The organism is Mesorhizobium sp. M1A.F.Ca.IN.022.07.1.1 (assembly GCF_003997575.1).
Classification (GTDB): Bacteria; Pseudomonadota; Alphaproteobacteria; order Rhizobiales; family Rhizobiaceae; genus Mesorhizobium.
In genome coordinates this window covers 67693-85567 of the sequence record NZ_RZST01000002.1, presented here as the reverse complement: position 1 = coordinate 85567, position 17875 = coordinate 67693, and the positions used below count along the sequence as shown (strand labels likewise).

Annotated in this window: 16 protein-coding genes and 1 pseudogene; 7 read left to right on the top strand and 10 right to left on the bottom strand. The window is 59.8% G+C overall.

Annotated elements, in window-relative coordinates:
- Positions 1 to 217: 217 nt before the first annotated feature.
- From EOA75_RS35715 to EOA75_RS00920, 9 genes are all read right to left on the bottom strand, one after another.
- On the bottom strand, positions 218 to 331 hold the full coding sequence (locus EOA75_RS35715) for a helix-turn-helix domain-containing protein (RefSeq protein ID WP_329608782.1): 114 nt from the start codon (positions 329 to 331) through the stop codon (positions 218 to 220).
- Between the two features lie 889 nt (positions 332 to 1220).
- Positions 1221 to 1745 (bottom strand): alpha/beta fold hydrolase, encoded by a 525-nt coding sequence (locus EOA75_RS00955; RefSeq protein WP_128345484.1) that lies wholly within the window; start codon positions 1743 to 1745, stop codon positions 1221 to 1223.
- Between the two features lie 265 nt (positions 1746 to 2010).
- Positions 2011 to 2310, bottom strand: coding sequence for a ferredoxin family protein (locus EOA75_RS00950; RefSeq protein WP_091599526.1), 300 nt, complete (start codon positions 2308 to 2310; stop codon positions 2011 to 2013).
- A gap of 12 nt (positions 2311 to 2322) precedes the next feature.
- A complete protein-coding gene (locus EOA75_RS00945) occupies positions 2323 to 3627 on the bottom strand; it encodes an FAD-binding protein (protein WP_091599523.1) in 1305 nt (434 codons plus the stop codon).
- A 10-nt stretch (positions 3628 to 3637) separates the two neighbouring features.
- Complete coding sequence (locus tag EOA75_RS00940; protein ID WP_091599520.1) at positions 3638 to 4747, bottom strand: electron transfer flavoprotein subunit alpha/FixB family protein; 1110 nt, start codon at positions 4745 to 4747, stop codon at positions 3638 to 3640.
- Positions 4748 to 4763: 16 nt separating this feature from the next.
- On the bottom strand, positions 4764 to 5615 hold the full coding sequence (locus EOA75_RS00935) for an electron transfer flavoprotein subunit beta/FixA family protein (protein WP_127323375.1): 852 nt from the start codon (positions 5613 to 5615) through the stop codon (positions 4764 to 4766).
- 188 nt (positions 5616 to 5803) lie between these two features.
- Positions 5804 to 6181, bottom strand: coding sequence for a nitrogenase stabilizing/protective protein NifW (gene nifW, locus EOA75_RS00930; RefSeq protein WP_091599514.1), 378 nt, complete (start codon positions 6179 to 6181; stop codon positions 5804 to 5806).
- A gap of 187 nt (positions 6182 to 6368) precedes the next feature.
- The gene (gene nifS, locus EOA75_RS00925) at positions 6369 to 7583 is read right to left on the bottom strand and encodes a cysteine desulfurase NifS (protein ID WP_091599511.1); all 1215 of its coding nucleotides are present in this window, start codon (positions 7581 to 7583) and stop codon (positions 6369 to 6371) included.
- Positions 7584 to 7930: 347 nt separating this feature from the next.
- Positions 7931 to 8251: an iron-sulfur cluster assembly accessory protein gene (locus EOA75_RS00920; protein WP_091599508.1), complete on the bottom strand. Its 321-nt coding sequence runs from the start codon at positions 8249 to 8251 to the stop codon at positions 7931 to 7933.
- Positions 8252 to 8843: 592 nt separating this feature from the next.
- Between EOA75_RS00920 and EOA75_RS00915 the strand changes: the two genes are divergently transcribed.
- A complete protein-coding gene (locus EOA75_RS00915; RefSeq protein WP_091599505.1) occupies positions 8844 to 9902 on the top strand; it encodes a ChuX/HutX family heme-like substrate-binding protein in 1059 nt (352 codons plus the stop codon).
- A 249-nt stretch (positions 9903 to 10151) separates the two neighbouring features.
- On the opposite strand, the gene EOA75_RS00910 is transcribed toward EOA75_RS00915, so the two are convergent.
- Positions 10152 to 11384 carry an MFS transporter gene (locus tag EOA75_RS00910; RefSeq protein WP_091599502.1) on the bottom strand — a complete coding sequence of 411 codons (1233 nt, stop codon included), beginning with the start codon at positions 11382 to 11384 and terminating at the stop codon, positions 10152 to 10154.
- Positions 11385 to 12041: 657 nt separating this feature from the next.
- On the opposite strand from EOA75_RS00910, the gene EOA75_RS00905 reads away from it, so the two are divergent.
- From EOA75_RS00905 to EOA75_RS00885, 6 genes and pseudogenes are all read left to right on the top strand, one after another.
- Positions 12042 to 12356 carry a hypothetical protein gene (locus EOA75_RS00905; RefSeq protein ID WP_091599500.1) on the top strand — a complete coding sequence of 105 codons (315 nt, stop codon included), beginning with the start codon at positions 12042 to 12044 and terminating at the stop codon, positions 12354 to 12356.
- 517 nt (positions 12357 to 12873) lie between these two features.
- Positions 12874 to 14052 carry a cytochrome P450 gene (locus EOA75_RS00900; protein ID WP_164746650.1) on the top strand — a complete coding sequence of 393 codons (1179 nt, stop codon included), beginning with the start codon at positions 12874 to 12876 and terminating at the stop codon, positions 14050 to 14052.
- Positions 14053 to 14081: 29 nt separating this feature from the next.
- A pseudogene (locus tag EOA75_RS34785) lies at positions 14082 to 14204 on the top strand (ferredoxin); the annotation flags it as partial.
- Between the two features lie 138 nt (positions 14205 to 14342).
- Positions 14343 to 14930, top strand: a complete 588-nt coding sequence (locus EOA75_RS00895; protein WP_236378846.1) for a nuclear transport factor 2 family protein — start codon at positions 14343 to 14345, stop codon at positions 14928 to 14930.
- 148 nt (positions 14931 to 15078) lie between these two features.
- Positions 15079 to 16680, top strand: coding sequence for an SDR family oxidoreductase (locus tag EOA75_RS00890; protein WP_127323369.1), 1602 nt, complete (start codon positions 15079 to 15081; stop codon positions 16678 to 16680).
- A 138-nt stretch (positions 16681 to 16818) separates the two neighbouring features.
- Entirely contained in the window at positions 16819 to 17871 is a 1053-nt protein-coding gene (locus EOA75_RS00885; protein ID WP_024505249.1) for an LLM class flavin-dependent oxidoreductase, read from the top strand.
- Positions 17872 to 17875 lie beyond the last annotated feature (4 nt).

The following is a 17875-nucleotide window of genomic DNA, read 5'->3' as shown; positions in this document are numbered from 1 at the left end:
TAAAAAAGCGGCTTCAGTTCACTATTTGGGTCGATGTCGGATTGTGTGAGGCCGGCGCGACACAATTTTGTCCTGCTTGCGACAGTGCAAGTCCAAATCCGTTCAGAAGCACAAAGCACTCCTTGTCGCGCAGAGGGCGCGCAAGACCACTGGCCTGACGATTGGCTCATCAGGCTCTTAGAATTTCCTTCACCTCGAGACTATGCCGGCGTATCGCCTAGCCGACTTGTCGCGGCGTGAGGCGGAGAATTCGAGCCGCATTAGCCTGAACCCAGCCGGCCTTCTCCATTGTGTCGATCAGCCGGTCACGCTCCGTCCGTCGCGGTCCCAGCGCCGGTCCGGCCGTATCGTTAGAATCGCAACCGGCTATCTCGTGTTCAGGGGCGCCGATGCGCCTAACCGGCTTCGTGCTGGGCCGTGAGAGCTCGTCGATGCCATTGCCACGTTCCGAAAGATTGGTTCCTTCCAGAGGAGAACGCGCAAGTGTGGCTGTTCTTTACACGCAGTTCTCCAGCTCGCGGACGTTGCCGGGGAAATAGCATTGCGAGATCAGCTCAACTGCCGACGGCGTAAAGCCATGGTTCTCCATATTTCAAGGGTAAGCGCTGTGTCCTTCCAGGAGTGCCCGCGATCTGTGGGCCTGCCGATTCTGAGGTGGATCGGAGATCGGCTTGTGTCTGAACTTGAACTTTACGATTGACCCTGAGCGGCAGCCTCGGCGTTTCAAGGTGATCAACGGCGCTGTTAGTCGGCAGGCATTGGTCGATGGACGACAAGGGACGGAGTCATCGCCGAGACCCTGGGGCCGAACGTGGTGATCTCGGAGGTTGCCCGGCGCTACGGGCTGCGGCCGCGGCGGAACGCTCGCAAGCTTGCGACGTCGGCAGGACAGGCCACTCCCGCCTTTGTTCCGGTGGTGGTTTCGGTGGCGCCACCGGAACGACCCGTTGGGCCTACATCCGTGCACCAGAACTCAAGGCCGCGGCCTGAGAATCGGCCGCCCGCTCACCCTTTACTTGGTTCCTCAGCCGACAGCGCTAAGAAGGAGAGCAACTTCCGTCGGTGCGAGGATCATTGCGTCGTGGCCAGTGGCGAGTTCCTGCCACGCCCAGCCATCCTGCTTCGCGACCCATTCTCGCGCTCCCGCCGTCGGCGGGTGGAGCGGATTAGTGCAGACGACATAGGTTCGGGGCCTGCCGTTGCCGAGCGGGGGCTCGAGCTTAAGTCTGCTTTCGTAGGTGCTTGCCGCATGCGGTGTTATCCGGCGCCGCACCCAGTCCGTGAGCGAGTGTCCCTTGGGAATGCCGAATGCTGTTGGCGGCGGAGTCGGCATGAAGATACCCCGTCCTTCCTCCGCAACCAATTTTCGACGGGCGGCGACGATGTCGGGGGGCATGGTGCTGAATACACTTTGACCGCTCTCGACGATGGCGCCGTCGAGCGAGATAAACGAGATGGCTGATATGGTCGGGTATCCGGTCGGCGGCGCCGGTGATGCTGATGCCGCCTAGACTGTGACCGACAAGGATCACATCGCTCAGCTCTTCCGTTACAATGTGGTTGACGATGTCGGTCACGAATGTGTCGGGCGTGATGTCCTTGCACAGCAAATGTGCGCGTTCGCCGACACCTGTCTGGGTCGGCGTGGTCACGTGGCATCCCATCTTGCGAAGATTGGCGGCGACGTCCCGCCAACACCATCCGCCATGCCAGGCACCATGCACTAGCACATACGTCTTTGTCATGGATTGTGCCGTTCCATTTGCTCACCGGCCGTTGTGGCTGCCATCCGGCACGATGGCCGAACGTTGTCCCAAAGGGGCTCGACCACGTTACCGGTGGTAAGTCCGGCGCACAGGCCGCCGCCGTGGCCTGAGGACACCCCTACCAGTCGAGGAAATTTGAATTGCGAACGCCCAATATTCACTAGCTCTTTGCAAGTGGATGGAGAGGCTCATGGTGTGCCGCAGTTGCTCGCTGCCGGCATGCTCTTGGCACGGTCCCGGCTGATCATCCGAACTTGAACAGGACACCAAAGCCGCCGCGCGGATAGTTCCACTCGATGTCGCCGCCTTTCTCGCACAATATCCGGCAGGTGCCGCATTCCATGCAGCCGTCGGCGGTGATCTCGACTTGGCCCCTGTCATTCAACTCATAGCATTTCGCTGGACAGACGTAGGTCAACGCAAGCAAGTTCGCGCTTGGCTTCTCGTGCGGTCGCACTATGATATGGGGGCGGCCGGAATCGACCAGGTAGCGGTTCTGGTAAAGCTTGTCCTCGACACGAACCTTCGTCACTGCGATCGTCATCTTGTACCCTCTTCAGCGCCATGCCAATGCCAGCCGGACCGCGTCGCTGACCAACCCCCAGCGCGAGCGCGCGTTGATGAAGGCGGCCGTGGTGGCCCTTTCCTTCTCGATCTTCGGCGTGCCGTCGACACGCATGAAGTTCTGAGCGGCATACGACATCAACCGCGGATAGCTGGTAAAAAAGTTGCTGGAATTGGTGTGGAGTAAGGCTGGCATGTCCTTGTATTTCTTAAGATCCTTGATCACAAAGGATTCATCCAGCATCGTCTTGTAGAGCGCAAGGTTCCCTTTGGTCATAGGACCGTTGCGGCTTTTGACTTTGATGATCGCCTCAGCCGCGACACGACCCGAGGTCATGGCAAGGTTCGAACCCTCACGGTGAATGGCATTGTTCAGTTGCGCTGCGTCGCCGACGATGACCCAACCGTCGCCGAAGAGCTGCGGAATGGCCCTGTAACCACCTTCGGGGATAAGATGGGCGGCATATTCTTTCACCTCCGAGCCAGCGATCAGCGGCCGGATCGAAGGATGGTTTTTCATCGCGTCTAGGAGGGCGGACGGGCTCTCCAACATCGCGGCGAAATCCGAGACCAGGCAGCCGATGCCGAGTGAAATCGACTCCTTGTTGGTGTAAAGGAAGCCGAGCCCGGCCATGTCGCGAGAGATCGTGCCCACGGCCTCGATTACGCAGCCTTCATCGCCCTTGACACCGAACCGCTGGTCAATGACCTCTTCGGGCAAGAAATGCATTTCCTTGACGGCAAGCGCCACGGTCTCCGGCTTCGGCATCTCGCGCAGGCCTGCGCGAGTGCCAAGCAATCCCGACACCCCTTCTGCGAGAACGACCACATTCGCGAAGACCACTCCGCCAGCCCGGTCTGTGCGGACGCCGATCACCTTGCCATTGCCATCACGGACGAGTTCCGTCGCGGTCGTCTCACACAGGACCGTCGCGCCAGCCTCGCGCACCTTGCGGGAAAACCATTTGTCGAACTGGGCGCGGATGATCGTGTAGCGGTTGGGTTTCGCCTCATTGAAGTCGTCCGACCGGTAATGAATTCCGGTGTGAGATGTGTTGTCCATCACCCAAAGTCGCTGTTCGACCAGGTGCCGCTCGAGGGGCGCATCATCCCGGAAGTCCGGGATGATCTTCTCCAGCATGTTCGCGTACATTATGGCGCCCTGGACGTTCTTAGAGCCCGGATATTCCCCGCGCTCCAACTGCAGTACCTTCAGCCCCTGGCTTGCCAAAGTGTAAGCAGCTGCGTTTCCGGACATGCCGGCTCCGACCACAATGGCATCGAATTGTTCAATCATGTCCTCTCCCTCAACTCGCAAGCTTGTCTCGACTGTGCGGCGACAGCCGCCGGGTGAAGGCTTCCGTGAGTGCGGGCAGGAAGCGGATTGCATCCGTGACGATCCCGAGGTGGGCGAACTCGAAAATCGGCGCGTTCGGATCGGTGTTGATCGCGACGATGAGATCGGCCCCCTCGACCCCAACTCGGTGCTGGATGGCGCCGGAAATTCCGGCCGCGATGTAAAGCTTCGGTCGAATGGTCTTGCCAGTTTGGCCAATCTGGCGATCAGCCGGCATCCAGCCCTTCTGGACCAAGGGGCGCGAACAGCCATGCTCGGCGCCGATCGCTCGGGCAAGATTCTTCACAAGCTGAAGGTTCTCCGCCGCACCGAGACCGAGGCCTCCCGCAACCACGACATCCGCATAGGCAAGATTTGCCATTGCCGACTGGTTATCCGGTAGGAAGCCGAGGACTTTGGTGACGATATCGTCCTCAACGAGCGACAGCTTGTGCCGCATGACACGCCCGACCGGCTTATCCACCCGTTGCGGCATAGGCATGACCCTTGGTCGCACCGTCGCCATTTGCGGCCGGTAATTTAGTGTATAGATCGTACACAACAACGAGCCACCAAAAGTCGGACGGGTCGCGGCGAGTGAACCGTCGGAATCTACATCAAGTTCGGTGCAGTCGGCCGTGAGCCCCGTCTGCAGGGTCGTCGCTACCGAGCCCGCAAGATCCCTGCCCAGTGTGGTCGCGCCGAGAAGGAGGATTTCGGGTTTATGGGTATTGACCAGATCCGTGAGCGCCTTGGCGAACGGCTCGTTGCGGTAGTCGGCGAGCGGCGGCGCATCGACGATGTAGACAAGATCCGCCCCGTAAGCGAAGGCCTCGGCAACAGCGTCCTCGACCATCTCGCCCGGCGGTCCCAGCACGACGCCCGCGAGCTGGACTTCAAGCTTGTCGGCTAATTTGCGGCCTTCACCCAGCAGTTCGAATGATACAGGATGCACATTGCCGCGTTCGAGCTCGAGGAAGACCCACACGTGCCGGTAGTCTTTGAAACGGTCGGGAAGTTCTTTCTTTACACCGGCACGGCCGGGGGCAAGGCGAGGGGTAGCTTGGCTTGCGGTCGACATTTTCTGCTCCTGGCCGTCACGTGCCGCTGTTGAAGGCCAACTCATGTTCCAGCGCCGGCCGGCGGGTTAAGATATCGGCGATGAGTTCATCGGCGATGTCCTGCAAGCCCTTTTCCGCGGTGTCGATCTGCGTCGCGCTTTCTGCCCGTGCGGTGGGGGCGAAAACACGCTTGACGACTGTCGGCGAGCCACGCAGACCGCACCGGGTGAGATCGTCAATGCCGGCGTCGGCTGCAGTCCACTTCACGACTTGGCTGCGCGCCGCGCAAAGAGCCTGCTGGAGCGAGCCCCGGCGGATTTCGTTGGTGTCTTCCAGCATGGTAATGAGGCAGGGGAGTCTGCTCTTCAGCAACTGGGTGCCGCCTTCGGCGCGACGCGCGACTTCGATCTCGCGCGTTTTGAGATCGATGGAGGCAATCTTCGCGACGTAGGTAAGTTGCGATAGATTCAGGCGCTTGGCTATGCCTGGTCCGACCTGGGCGGTATCGCCGTCAATCGTCTGCTTGCCGGTGAAGACGATGTCTGGCCTGCCGAAAGTCTCCCCAATTTTTGCGATTGCTTGCGAAAGAGCAAAGGAGGTCGCCAGCGTATCGGATCCGGCAAAATAGCGGTCCGTCAAGAGAACTGCTCGGTCAGCACCGTAACCGAGCGCCTTTCGCAGCGAGTCCTCCGCCATGGGCGGACCCATTGTGAGCACAGTAACCTCGCCACCATGAACGTCGCGCAGTTTGAGCGCTTCTTCGAGGGCGAACAGGTCGTAAGGATTGATGATGGTCGGCACACCCTGACGCATGATCGTGTTCGTCACCGGGTGGACGCGGATCTGGGCCGAATCCGGCACCTGCTTGATGCAGATTACGATGTGCATTGGCGATTTCTCTAAGCTCCCAGTCCGGATGCGTGCTTGGCGGTTCACCTCATTGCCTGCATCGTTCATGCCAAGTCTTCTTCCTGCCTCTATTCCAGAAGGTGGCTTCGTTTGCGTCCGAGGAGGCGTCATGAGGACTGGATTTGTCGACTTCCCGACATTGTCGCGTCGCAGCCGTGTCGGGCTCATTACTTTCCGAACCGCTTCAGTGCAGAGTCGAGCGGGACGAAGGCGCGGCCAGGTGCGGGACATATGTTTGGATCGTGGTCCCTTAGCACCTTGAACACACGTTGCGTGAGCGGCGAGGAAGTCGCGAAATCTTCGTAGGCGCGTTCCAGCTTGGCGCGCACCCGCGCGGCGATTACCTGGTCAGGCAGACCGGAGAAATCTTCTTCGGCAAGGTATTGGCCCACGCGCTTCATGATATGGAGCCGCGAGACATTCATCACTTTCGGGTCGTAGGAGACGCCAAGGCAGGCGAAGAAGTCCTCCGCAGCCGACAGGCCCTTCAGTCGCGCCAGGATATCGGTGGGATCAATCGGGCGGCTGTCAGCGGAGCAGTTCATTGTATTCTCCCGGCGCGAAATTGTGGTGTCGATGCGTTGGTGACATTGCTGACGGCGTGCCGACCTCTGGCACGGCGGCTGGGGCAAGAGACTTGGCGATCTCAAGCTTTTCTGAAGTGGTGAAGGCGACCCCGGGTTGCCTGCTCTCCATTGCGTAGGGTCGTCACGTTGAGGAAGTCCTCACGGCTCATGAGTGGGCGTCGGCTATTGTGCCGCTCGGGCCCGGGCCGGAATGAAGGTGTTCTGCACCTCGCCCGCACAGTCCAGCACTGGGAACGGCACGTAGTTTCTCGATGATCGCAGGCAGGACCTCAAGCACGCGGTCTACGTCATCTTCGCCGTTGTCACGCGACAAGGAGAAGCGGACTGCCCCACATGCCGCGTTCATAGCGATCAGAACATGGCTCGGTTCCATTGAGCCAGAGGCACAGGCGGACCCGGCGGAACAGGCGATTCCCAGCCGGCTGAGGACAATTGGGATTGCATCGCCTTCGATACCTTCGAATCCAATGTTTGCAGTGTTTGGCAATCGCTCCTGCGGATCGCCGTTGATGGATGCGTTTGGGATGCGCTGGATGATCCCGTTCTCAAGGCGGTCGCGCAACCATTTTATTCGTGTTGTCTCGTCCATGAATTTCAAGGCGAGTTCGGCCGCCATGCCCAGTCCGACTATGCCGGGTGTGTTTTCAGTGCCTGCACGCCGGTCGCGCTCTTGGTGGCCACCCTTGATCAGGGAGGAGAAGCGCACGCCACGTCTTACATAAAGCGCGCCTATCCCCTTTGGACCATGCAGCTTGTGGGCGGAGAGCGACAGCATGTCGATCGCGGTCGATTTCAGCTCAATCGGAAACCTTCCGACCGCCTGCACTGCATCAGTGTGGAAAAGCGCGCCGACTTCCCTGGCTAGGTCGGCAAGCTCAACCACGGGAAAGATCGTACCGGTCTCACTGTTCGCCCACATTATCGAGACGATTGCCACTTGTGGGGTGAGGGCGGTTCTGTAGGCGTCCAGGTCGAGCCGGCCGTGGTGATCGACTGGGATAATGTGCACCTTGACGCCGCGCGTCTTTTCAAGGTGCGCGCACAACTTCAGAACGGCCGGATGTTCAACCGCGGAAGTCACTATTTCCGTTCGACCGGGCATTACCTCGAGCGCCGAAAGGATGGCTGTACTGTCGCTTTCAGTCCCGCCCGAGGTGAAGATGATCTCGTCCTCGAATCCCGCGCCGATGAGGGCTTGCAACTGCCGCCTCGCCTTTCTCACGGCTTCAGCAACCGATGCGCCATAGGCGTGCATGGACGAAGGATTGCCAAATTGCTCCGTAAAGAAAGGCAACATCGCTCCAAGGACTGCAGGATCAACCCGCGTCGTTGCGTTGTTGTCGAGATAGACAGGTCTCATGGGAGTGATCCTTCAACTGCTGAAATGATTCAAGGGTAGGCGGGCCATTGAACCTCTGGCGCATATCGTATCTGGTGAGGTGGGCGGCCGGGCGAGCGATGGCTTGGCTGACCGGTCGCTGCCGACATTGCCATTTGGTGGCGGCATCCGCCGGGAATTCAGCTGTTTCGGGCAATGTTGTTTGCTTGCCCACGGCAACGATCGATGATCGCGATTTGGCACATCACCGAACGCAATTGTTCCGGGCCGACAGTGCGTGTCGGCTGGTTCCAGAGCGCCGGGGGTTACCGGTTTGACGCAGTATTCCTTGGCGTCGCTATAGTCGAACATAGCCTGTTCCCCTGCAATCATTTGCAGGACTTGCCGCAGCTGCACTTCTCCTGCGCATTGGGGTTATCGAAAACAAAGCCGGATGTTTCGAGCCCTGTGACGAAGTCGACGGTCATGCCGGCGGCATGGGGTTGGGAGCCTCTATCCATGAACACCTTGAGCCCATCTCGCTCGATGATCGTATCGCCCTCATGTGAGACGCTCTCCAGGCCCATTGAGTATTGGAAGCCGGCGCAGCCGCCGGCATGGACCATGATGCGAAATCCTTCCGCCGGCTCGCTGGCGCGGTAAAGAGCGGCCTTGATGGCGGCAACAGCGTTGTCGGTGAGCGTAATCATGGCTCGATTTCTCCTCGGTCCGTGACGTTTTCGCGGATCATCTCGCATGAACCGTGCCAAAGGGAAGACGTGTGTAAAAACGGTAGGACATCCCGACGTCTCTATGCTCGATTGCTGGGGAGACGTCCGACAACCGACACTTACTGTCGGGTTTGTCGCGTCCGCGTCACAGGAGGGGCGCCTGAGTTCGCGATGCACTCACGCGTAAAGCAATGAACAGAGCCAAAGATGTTCAGAGCTTGCCGCGGAGCAACTGGCACGACTTTTGAGAGCCTTCGTTGCGGCGGCAAAATTGCCGGCCGATTCACCTTTGGGTTGCCCTCGCAATCGAAGAACGAAGGAAGCAATATGTCGCTCCTCCCTCAGACCCGCCTTGTGTGGGAAAGCAGCACCGCCGGTGGAACCCGAATGCTCGATCGGCCGATTGGCGCCGACCACCCAACAATCGCTCTCTACCGGCGATTGGCCGCTGACCGCCCGGAGACAGGATTCGACTGGCGTGTGCCTGACGATCAATCGCGTCCGCCGTGCACACCCCTGAGGCCCTTTTTTCGACCGATCGTCAAAAGAAGAACGGGGCGGGGTTAAAAACATGGATCAGCGCAAGAAGCGGTCGCCCAACGAAATCCGGCGTGCGTGGGAAGTCTGTCCGAGCATTCCCGCGCGTGATTTCGCCGCCCAATTGGGCATTTCGGAAGCGGAACTGGTCGCGGCCCATTGCGGTTTCGGCGCGGCACGCATCGACCCGCGCGTCAATCACCTGCTGACGGGCCTCGAATTCGTGGGCGAAGTGACGGCGCTGACCCGCAATCAAGGTGCCGTGCACGAAAAGATTGGCGTCTTCAACAAAGTGATAACCGGCAACAATCACGCCATGGTCCTTGGTGACGAATTCGACCTTCGCGTCTTCCCGCAGGCTTGGAGGTATGGTTTCGCTGTTGAAAGGCGCCATCGCGGCGGAATCCAGCGCAGTTTGCAATTCTTCGACGCCGCCGGCGCAGCAGTGCATAAGGTGCATCTCAGGCCGGTCTCCAACCTTCATGCCTATCGAAAGCTGGTGGCCGAGCTCGTATCCGCCAACCAGGAGCCGACCATGTCGCTTAAGGCGAGAGTAGCCGACCTGGGCGCGAGGACTGCGGACCGGGCCGGCACGGTGGACGACCTACGCGAGCACTGGAGCCGGCTGACTGACGTCAACCTTCTGAAGACGCTCAAGCTCAGCCGCTGCCAGGCTTTGCGCATGGTAGGCCAGGATTACGCTTGGCTGCTCGACAATGCTGCAGTTGGCGCCGTGCTCCAGCGTGCGGCCGAAGACGAATTGCCGATCATGTGCTTCGTCGGCAACCGAGGCTCTATCCAGACCCATTCCGGCTTAATCAAGTCGGTCAAGCAGATCGGGCCGTGCATCTATGTGCTGGACGAAACCTTCCGGCTGCATCTCAGGAGCCACCAAATCCGTGAGGTTTGGGCCGTGCGCAAGCCGACCAATGACAGTCACGTCACCTCGCTCGAAGCATATGGGTCCGACGGCAAGATGATCATCCAGTTGTTCGGTGCGCGCAAGGAAGGCGAACGCGAGCGCGACGACTGGCGGGTTCTGGCGGAAAACCTGCCGCGTTTCCCCGACAGCTACATGAGAACAGCTACATGAGAAAGACCGATCGTTGTCGGTGGGACGCCGGCGCCCATCTGCCTCCGCAGCGAGTAGCCGGGCATTGAAGCCGAGATCGGGAACACGATGACGCAATAAGCGCGCTGTATTGTCATAACGCGATGAGCAGGTAGCAATTTGGCGCTGCCCCATCGAAGGCATGGTTACGACGAAGCCGCGGCCTTTGGCCGAGCTCAGAGGTGACAATAGCGTTAACGCCACCGACCGTCGTCACTCCCCACCAGGCGGTCAGCTGTTGCGGTTCGGGCCGAGCAGAAATACTGTCAAGACAGCGAGGAACGTGGCAACCGCGCTGTAGAGAAAGACACTGGCAATGCCCGTGTGATCCACCAATAGGCCACCGAAAGTTGTGCCGGCTGCGATCGCCACTTGGAAGGCTATGACCATCAGTACACCAGCGCTCTCGGCCTGTTTCGGAGCGGCGCGCAGCACCATCCAGGTCTGCAATCCGACCGGGACCGCGCCAAAAGCAAAGCCCCATACGGCAACTGCAATTGCCGAGGTCAAGGCCGATGCTCCCATAGTCAGGAGCGAGACAGCGGCTACGGCAATGAGCAGGGGCGGCAGGGCCGCGACTGCCTTGAGACTGTGTTTGGTGAGGAATGCGCCCGCTAAATTGCCGAAGACGCCGGCCGTGCCAGAAGCAAGGAACACGAGCGGGATCGACTTCTTGTCGAGCGGAGGAACGCTCTCGAGAAAGTCGCGGATGTAGGCGAAGCTGGCAAAATGGCCGGAAGCGACCAATAGCACGACTAGGACCGCAACCTTCATCGTCGGATTCTTCGCGACATCCAGCGGACTGCGGAATCTGCGCACTTCGATCGGAGGCAGTGGCGGAATGGTTACGAGTTGCACGAGCAGCGCAACGGCACTCACGATTGCGGCGACCTTGAACGAGGCTCGCCATCCCCAAATGTCACCGACATAAGCGCCGATTGGAGCCGCGCAGACGGAGGCGACAGAAACGCCGGTGAGGATGATCGACATGGCGCGCGGCATGAGGTGACTTGGAACCAGCCGCATTGCCAACGCTGCCGAAATTGACCAAAAACCACCGAGCGATATGCCGAGGACGACGCGTGCCGCCAGCAACACCGGCAGCGACCCCGCAACCTCCGCCAGAACGTTCGACAGGATCAGCAGCAGCGTCATCGCCCAGATGACGACCCTGCGGTCCAGACGCTTTGTCACGATGGCCATTGTCGGTGCCGAGATCGCCGCGACGATTGCGGTCGCTGTTAGCGCCTGTCCAGCCGTGCCAGTGCTGATACCGAGATCATGCGCGAGCGGTGTCAGAACGCTGGCGGGCAGAAACTCTGCCGTCACAAGCCCGAAGGTGCCGAAGGAAAGCGAAATGATCGCACCCCATGCGGGGCCAGACCGTTGATAGGGACTTTCTGGGTCAAGCCGATCTCGGTCGAACAGAGCCGCGTCCACTAAATCTGTCGCCGATTCGGTCATGAATGAGTTCTCCAGCTAGGAGCTGTTGCAGCAGGGGTGGCTATATCGCCGGGGATCAAAGCCGCTAGACCTTCCGGCGGCGGCCAGTCGGCCTCAGTCGAGGCCTCGGCGCCCACGCATCCGAGGCCTCATCGGAGGGCCGACGGACACAACCGTCGACAATGCGGGAGAGTTCTCGGCGCGGTCGCATCGATCGCATCCGTCGAAGTGCGGCCTGTTCACTGCGAACCAAGCAAGCCGAACGCGGTGTCCTCGATCGAGGCCTTGATGGGGGGATGATCGACGATCTCTATATTGCTTTGAAGCAGGAAGTTCCGTCGCCATATGCGGTTATCCTGGCAGCCAGAATTGAGCGGTCGTCGCAAGCACCAAGGCGGTCGCAATGAGTGCAACGAGGCGGAAGTCTGATCGATGGCTGCGGTTCGATGGCCGCGCGATCGACAGAATTGAGGTGATGAGTTATCCCTTTTGAAGCCGTTGCTCCCAATTCTGGGATAAGGTAATTGCAGGCGGTCCCAGCAACGTCGGGCGGCCTTTTTGGTGATTGAATTCATGGGACGACACTCTCGGTCCGTGACGCGTCTGCGAATGACTGCGCAAGTACCGTGCCATCAACGACAAATCTGGCTCTGCTGAGCGGGTGGTGGAGGCACGAGCGTGGGCTATCCCAAGAGCTTGCCGCAAGGTTGTTCGAAGTTGAGGTGCCGGATAGGCCGCAAATATGTCGGGCGGCCTGGGGTTCGCCAACACGAAGATGCGCAAGTTCAAAAGGACGAGCTGAACCCTTGCCGATATCCGTCCGAGGCTGATCTGGAGAAGGTCAAGAACTGCGTCTTGAAGGCTTTCCGCCGCACCGGCAAATGCGAAGCCAAGGTGCTGGGCAAGATGGACAGGGCCACACAACCCCTCGACTGGACGCTCATTAACGGCATCGGTGTGGCTCTGGTAGCTGGCGAGAAAACGCCGTGCTGAAAGACGAAAGCTCGTGTGGCCGGCTCTGAAGGAGGGCCAATGAGGCAGGCGAGGAGAGGCTATAGCCCATTCTTGTAGACTGACCTTGTCCCACGGAGGCGGCTAACCACCCCGCCAGACATCATCGAGGGGAGCGCCACTAGGCTCACGAACAAGTGTTGGTCATTTCCACCTGGGTGACCTCGGCCAAGTCACCAAACCGCTTAGCGCAACCTTTCGAACTGGATGCTCCCCGGGCACATGATCGGCTAGCGATCCCACCAATTGAGTTGCTCCAAGTCGGTGTCTAGCTTTCTACATTCTGTGTCCGACGCTGGACAAGAATGTTGCAATCCCGACCAGTAAGTCAGCACAGGCGCCACCTGTTGCCCAGCAAACGGCAAGGATTATCGAAAGACGAATTCGGCACGGAGCTTGCACCAACGATTGCATGCAAATGCCGACAGCATCTCATGAACGGTCTCTCGATTCTGGCGCGGTTAAATCGCGGCCGGTTCCAGATCATGTCCCGCCCGAAATGGTGAGGGACTTCAGCCTGTTTACGTCGCCCGGCATGTTGCCGACGGCCAACGGGGATCCGCATGCAGCGGTTGCTTGCGTTCATGCCGGGCCTCCGATCTTTTATTCAACCAGCAACACGCGCGACGGTCGGGGTACCTGGGTCATCACTCGCGCGAGCGACCAGCGCCGGGTGCTGCAGGACACCGAAACGTTTTCCAGCCATCGCAGCATCTTCGCCTCTGTGCTCGGCGAGAGCTGGCCGATGATCCCGCTTGAGCTCGATCCGCCATTCCACGGTGTTTTTCGCTCACTGCTCAATCCGCTGCTTTCGCCAAAGCGGGTAATGGCATTGGAGCCGGCTGTCCGGGAACGAGCGATCAAGCTGATCGACAGGATCGCCGCATCAGGCACGAGCTGCGACATCATGAAGGATTTTGCAGTTCCGTTCGCGGTCAATATCTTCCTTCGCTTTATTGGGCTTTCGGACGACGGACTAGAAACATTTGTCGGCTGGGCTAGAGATCTGCTCCACGGCGATAAGGAGCAACGACCACCCGCAGCCCGGACGATCGTGGCCTTCATCGACGAACTTGCCACCGAGCGCCGCAAGGAGCCGGTCGATGATTTCATGACCTTCATCGTGAAGGCAAAGGTCGAGGGCCGTCTGCTCAGTGACGAAGAAGTCCGTGGCATCGGCGTGCTTGTGTTCGTCGCGGGGCTCGACACGGTCTCAGCAGCCATATGCTTCGACTTGGCCCATCTCGCGCGCAACCCCAAAGATCAGGAATTGCTACGAAGCGAACCGGACCGGATTGCCGTCGCCGCGGAAGAATTGCTGCGCGCCTATTCGACCATTCAGATGATCCGAGTGGCAACGAAGGATGTCGACTTCAAAGGCGCGCCGATCCGCAAGGGAGACTATGTTTCCTGTGCCACGATGATTGCCAATCGTGACCCGGCGGAATTCGAATACCCGAATGAGATCGATCTGGCGCGCGAGGACAACCGGCACGCTGCCTTTGGCTATGGTCCCCATCGTTGTCTTGGCTCACACCTTGCCCGGCGGGAGATTGTCATTGGCCTGGAGGAGTGGCTGGCGCGCATCCCAGCCTTTCGGATCAAGACAGGGACTGAACCCATCACCTTCGGCGGCCATGTGTTCGGGATCGAGAATCTGATCCTGGACTGGTCCTGAAGTTTCCGCCAACGACATTGGAGTTCGCTATGCGTGTCATCGTACACAAAGCCAGATGCCAGGGTCATGCGCGCTGCTTGGCGCGGGCGCCGAGAGTCTTCAAGCTTGATGACGACGGCTACATCTTGCCCGGTGATATTGATGTTGCCGATGGGGAGCAACTGCTTGCCTCACAAGGGGTAAGAGCCTGCCCCGAACAAGCTCTGGAAGTTGACGAGCCCCCCGCTAACTCAATTGTAGAGAGAGACACACGCAAAGTGCAGACTGGCGTCGGGAAGGACAAAACAATCATACAATTCGCGACAGAACCTGTCGACCACGCGAAAATTACCGAACTGCGTGACCGAGAGGCGATCCGCAACTGCCTGTATCGGTACTGCCGCGGGATTGACCGCGCCGATGAGGCGGCGCTGCGTAGCGCATACTGGCCCGAAGCGTATGACAGGCACGGTCCCTATTGCGGACCGGCAGAGGACTTCATCCAATTTGCTCTCGGTCTGCCGGGGCAGCGTAACATCCATCAAATCACGAACAGCCTGATCGACTTCATCAGTTCAGCAGAGGCCGCGGTCGAGAGCTATTTCACCGCGCTGCAACGCGGACCGGATACAGACCAAGAAATACGTCAGACGCTGCTTTGCGGCCGTTACTGCGATCTGTTTCAGAAGAGGCAGGACGAGTGGCGAATTGCGGAACGGACAGTCGTCTACGATTGGGTTGAGGAGCAAATCCCGCCAGCGATTCTTGAGGCAGATAGGTTCGGCCGGCGACAGCCGATTGGAGCACCACATCCAGACGATCCCATCTACCAGCTGCTCAAGCGTCACATCCCCACCGACCAAGATGGCGTCGAGGGTCCCCAACTGGGAGCTGCATAAGTGGGTAGAAATGGAGGATGAGCGCCTTGCGGGATTGAGATCTGTGTGGGGCCGCAACTGGCGGTCACTGCAACGATTTGGCTCGACCCTTCATTCCGCCCAAGGTCGATGGGCTGAGATCACAAGCGGTCATCGTGGAGAAGCTCTCGTGAAACTGGCAGCACGCACCGTAATCATCACAGGCGCCGCGGGCGGGATCGGCCGTGCCCTGGTCGATATCCTTGCCGCGGACGGAGACACTGTAGTTGCGGTGGACCTTCCGGGCAGTGGTGTGGTTGAACTGGCTCGGGATCTCGGGTCGCCGCACGTCGGTCTGGAGTGCGATGTGTCGCGAGAGAAGGACATGCTCTCACTTTTCGGCCAGGTCGAAGCACGGTTCGCGCAAATCGATGTCCTCATCAACAATGCGGCGGTTGGACCCACGATGGATAGGATCATCGACACCGCTGTCGATACCTTCCGACGCGGCGTGACAGTGAACCTTATTGGGCCATTCGTTATGGCCCGGGAAGCGGCGCGGCGCATGAGGCCGGGCGGTGCGATCGTCAATGTGGCTTCGATGGCGGGCGTGGTCGGCAATCCCAGGCGCAACGCCTACGCAGCCTCGAAAGCTGGCGTGATCTCGTTGACAAAGTCCCTTGCGTGCGAGTGGGCTATGCGAGGAATCCGCGTCACGGCGGTGGCGCCGGGCTCCGTCCGCACCCCAATGGTCACAGAACTGGCACGCGCTGGCAAAATGGACCTCGCGGCGATACGCCGCCGCGTGCCGATGGGGCGCTTGGCTCGCCCCGACGAGATCGCCAGGGTCGTGCGTTTTCTGAGCAGCACGCCGGCGCGCTACATCACCGGCTCGGTGCTGGCAGTCGACGGAGGCTGGATGTCATTCAACCAGCCGGGGGATGCTCACCCGCCGGTGGATAGTGCGCTCCAAGCCGAGCTCTCCTGTCCGGCCGAATGCACAGATGCGCGAATCGTGCTCGTCACCGGTGGCGCAAAAAGCATTGGCGCGGCCGTCGCTCGCCGCTTTGCCGCGAACGGCGACACCGTCGTGATTGCTGATAAAGATGGCACTGCAGCGGCAGAGCTGGCTACATCGCTCCCCGGCAAGCATCTGGCGAAATCGCTGGACGTGGCCGTCGAGAGCGATGTGGTGTCGATGTTCGAAGAGCTGAGGCGACGCTTCGGGTATATCGATGTTCTGGTCAATAGTGCTGATACCGCCGACAGGATTGTGCCTGCGATCGAGCAACTGTCGAAACAGCTCGAACACGTCCTGGATGTCAACCTTACCGGCGCCTTCACCTGCGCGCGCGAAGCGATCAAGGCTATGCGCCCGGGCGGCGTGATCCTCAATCTCGGGTCGATCGACAGCTTTCTGCCGTTCGCGCCGCGCCATGCCTACGGCGCCTCCAAGGCGGGGATGGATATGCTGACCCGTTGCATGGCGGCCGAACTCGGCCCGGTCGGAATTCGGACAGCCACCGTCGCTCCTGGCCACATCCGCACGCCCGCACTTGCTCAGTTGGCCAAAGCCGGCCGCATCGACCTGGCAGCAATCGGACGACGCATCCCCATGGGCAGGATGGGACGGCCAGAAGACGTCGCAGATGCATCGTTCTTCCTTGCTTCGTCTGACGCCTCATACATCAACGGCTCGATCCTCTACGTGGACGGCGGCTGGACCTCGTTCGGTGATGCGGGAAACGCCAGCGAACTCTATGACGAATGTTTTGCGGAGGCCGCAGGTTAATTGCCAGGCATTCGCAGGGCGACCGGCCGAGCATTATGAAGCCTCGGCTCCACGACGCACCCGAGGTGCTTGAGATCCAAGCATGCGCATGCCGAGCACATTCCCGGTCGGCTGACGTGTCTATAACGAGGAGAAATCATGGAATTTGCCACTTTCATTCTGGCCGCCCAGCGTGGCTATCACCAATCCTCAGAAAGCGTCATCCGCAACTCCATCGAACAGGCCGTCGCTTCGGAGCAGGCTGGGTTCAACACCGCGTGGTTTGCTGAGCACCACTTCAACAATTACAGCCTCATACCATCCCCGCTGATGATGGTGGCGCACTGCGCCGGCTTGACAAGCACGATTCGCCTGGGCACTGCCGTCTGCGTGCTGCCGCTTTACCAACCGCAGCGCCTGCTGTCCGAGATCGGCTTCGCCGACATCGTTGCGAACGGCCGTCTCGAGCTCGGCGTAGGCTTGGGATACCAGCAGTTCGAGTTCGAACGGTTCGGCGTGGACATCGATGAGGCGCCGGCCGTCTTTTCGGAATACCTGGACATCATTCTCAAGGGCCTCAACCAAAACGTCTTCGAACACGACGGCCAGTATGAGAAGATCCCCCCAACAGCGATTTCGGTCCGCACAGTCCAGCAGCCGACGCCGCCTATCTGGATCGCTGGCGGAGCCGCACGGATGGCTCGGGCCTACCGCGAGGGGCACAATTTTTTTGTCACAGCCTTCCACGACGGCTTAGAGACTTTGACCACACTGCGTGAATCAGTCGAGAGGGCGGCGGCATCCGAGGAAAAGAACGTCACCGACGTCAAGATATCGCTGCTGCGCTGCTGCTATGCCAGCCACGACGAGTTGGAGATCAACAGCTATCTCGACAATGCCCGCTTCCAGCGCCGGCTTTCTGAAGCCCTGCATCAGCGCCGCCAACAGAGCCACGATGGCTACCTGCTGCAGGAGACACCGACCCAGCAGGATCTGTCCTTCGAGACCATGCGCAAAAATTTGCCGATTGGCAGCGTAAATCGCGTGATTGATCGCCTGCTGGAAGAGATCGATATCTTGAAACCGGACCAGATCGCAGTTCAGACTCAATTGGGCGACTTCGACCAAAAGACGATGCTGCGCCAGATCGAGCTCTGGGGCGACAAGATCATCCCTGCGGTCAACAAGGCGCTTTGTCATGCCGGAAGCTGAAGCC

Coding starts and splice junctions, on each gene's coding strand:
- EOA75_RS00955 (WP_128345484.1), bottom strand. CDS start 1,745: ATGACAAAGACGTATGTGCTAGTGCATGGTGCCTGGCATGGCGGATGG.
- EOA75_RS00945 (WP_091599523.1), bottom strand. CDS start 3,627: ATGATTGAACAATTCGATGCCATTGTGGTCGGAGCCGGCATGTCCGGA.
- EOA75_RS00920 (WP_091599508.1), bottom strand. CDS start 8,251: ATGATTACGCTCACCGACAACGCTGTTGCCGCCATCAAGGCCGCTCTT.
- EOA75_RS00940 (WP_091599520.1), bottom strand. CDS start 4,747: ATGTCGACCGCAAGCCAAGCTACCCCTCGCCTTGCCCCCGGCCGTGCC.
- EOA75_RS00915 (WP_091599505.1), top strand. CDS start 8,844: ATGGATCAGCGCAAGAAGCGGTCGCCCAACGAAATCCGGCGTGCGTGG.
- nifW (WP_091599514.1), bottom strand. CDS start 6,181: ATGAACTGCTCCGCTGACAGCCGCCCGATTGATCCCACCGATATCCTG.
- EOA75_RS00950 (WP_091599526.1), bottom strand. CDS start 2,310: ATGACGATCGCAGTGACGAAGGTTCGTGTCGAGGACAAGCTTTACCAG.
- nifS (WP_091599511.1), bottom strand. CDS start 7,583: ATGAGACCTGTCTATCTCGACAACAACGCAACGACGCGGGTTGATCCT.
- EOA75_RS00900 (WP_164746650.1), top strand. CDS start 12,874: ATGGTGAGGGACTTCAGCCTGTTTACGTCGCCCGGCATGTTGCCGACG.
- EOA75_RS00910 (WP_091599502.1), bottom strand. CDS start 11,384: ATGACCGAATCGGCGACAGATTTAGTGGACGCGGCTCTGTTCGACCGA.
- EOA75_RS00885 (WP_024505249.1), top strand. CDS start 16,819: ATGGAATTTGCCACTTTCATTCTGGCCGCCCAGCGTGGCTATCACCAA.
- EOA75_RS00935 (WP_127323375.1), bottom strand. CDS start 5,615: ATGCACATCGTAATCTGCATCAAGCAGGTGCCGGATTCGGCCCAGATC.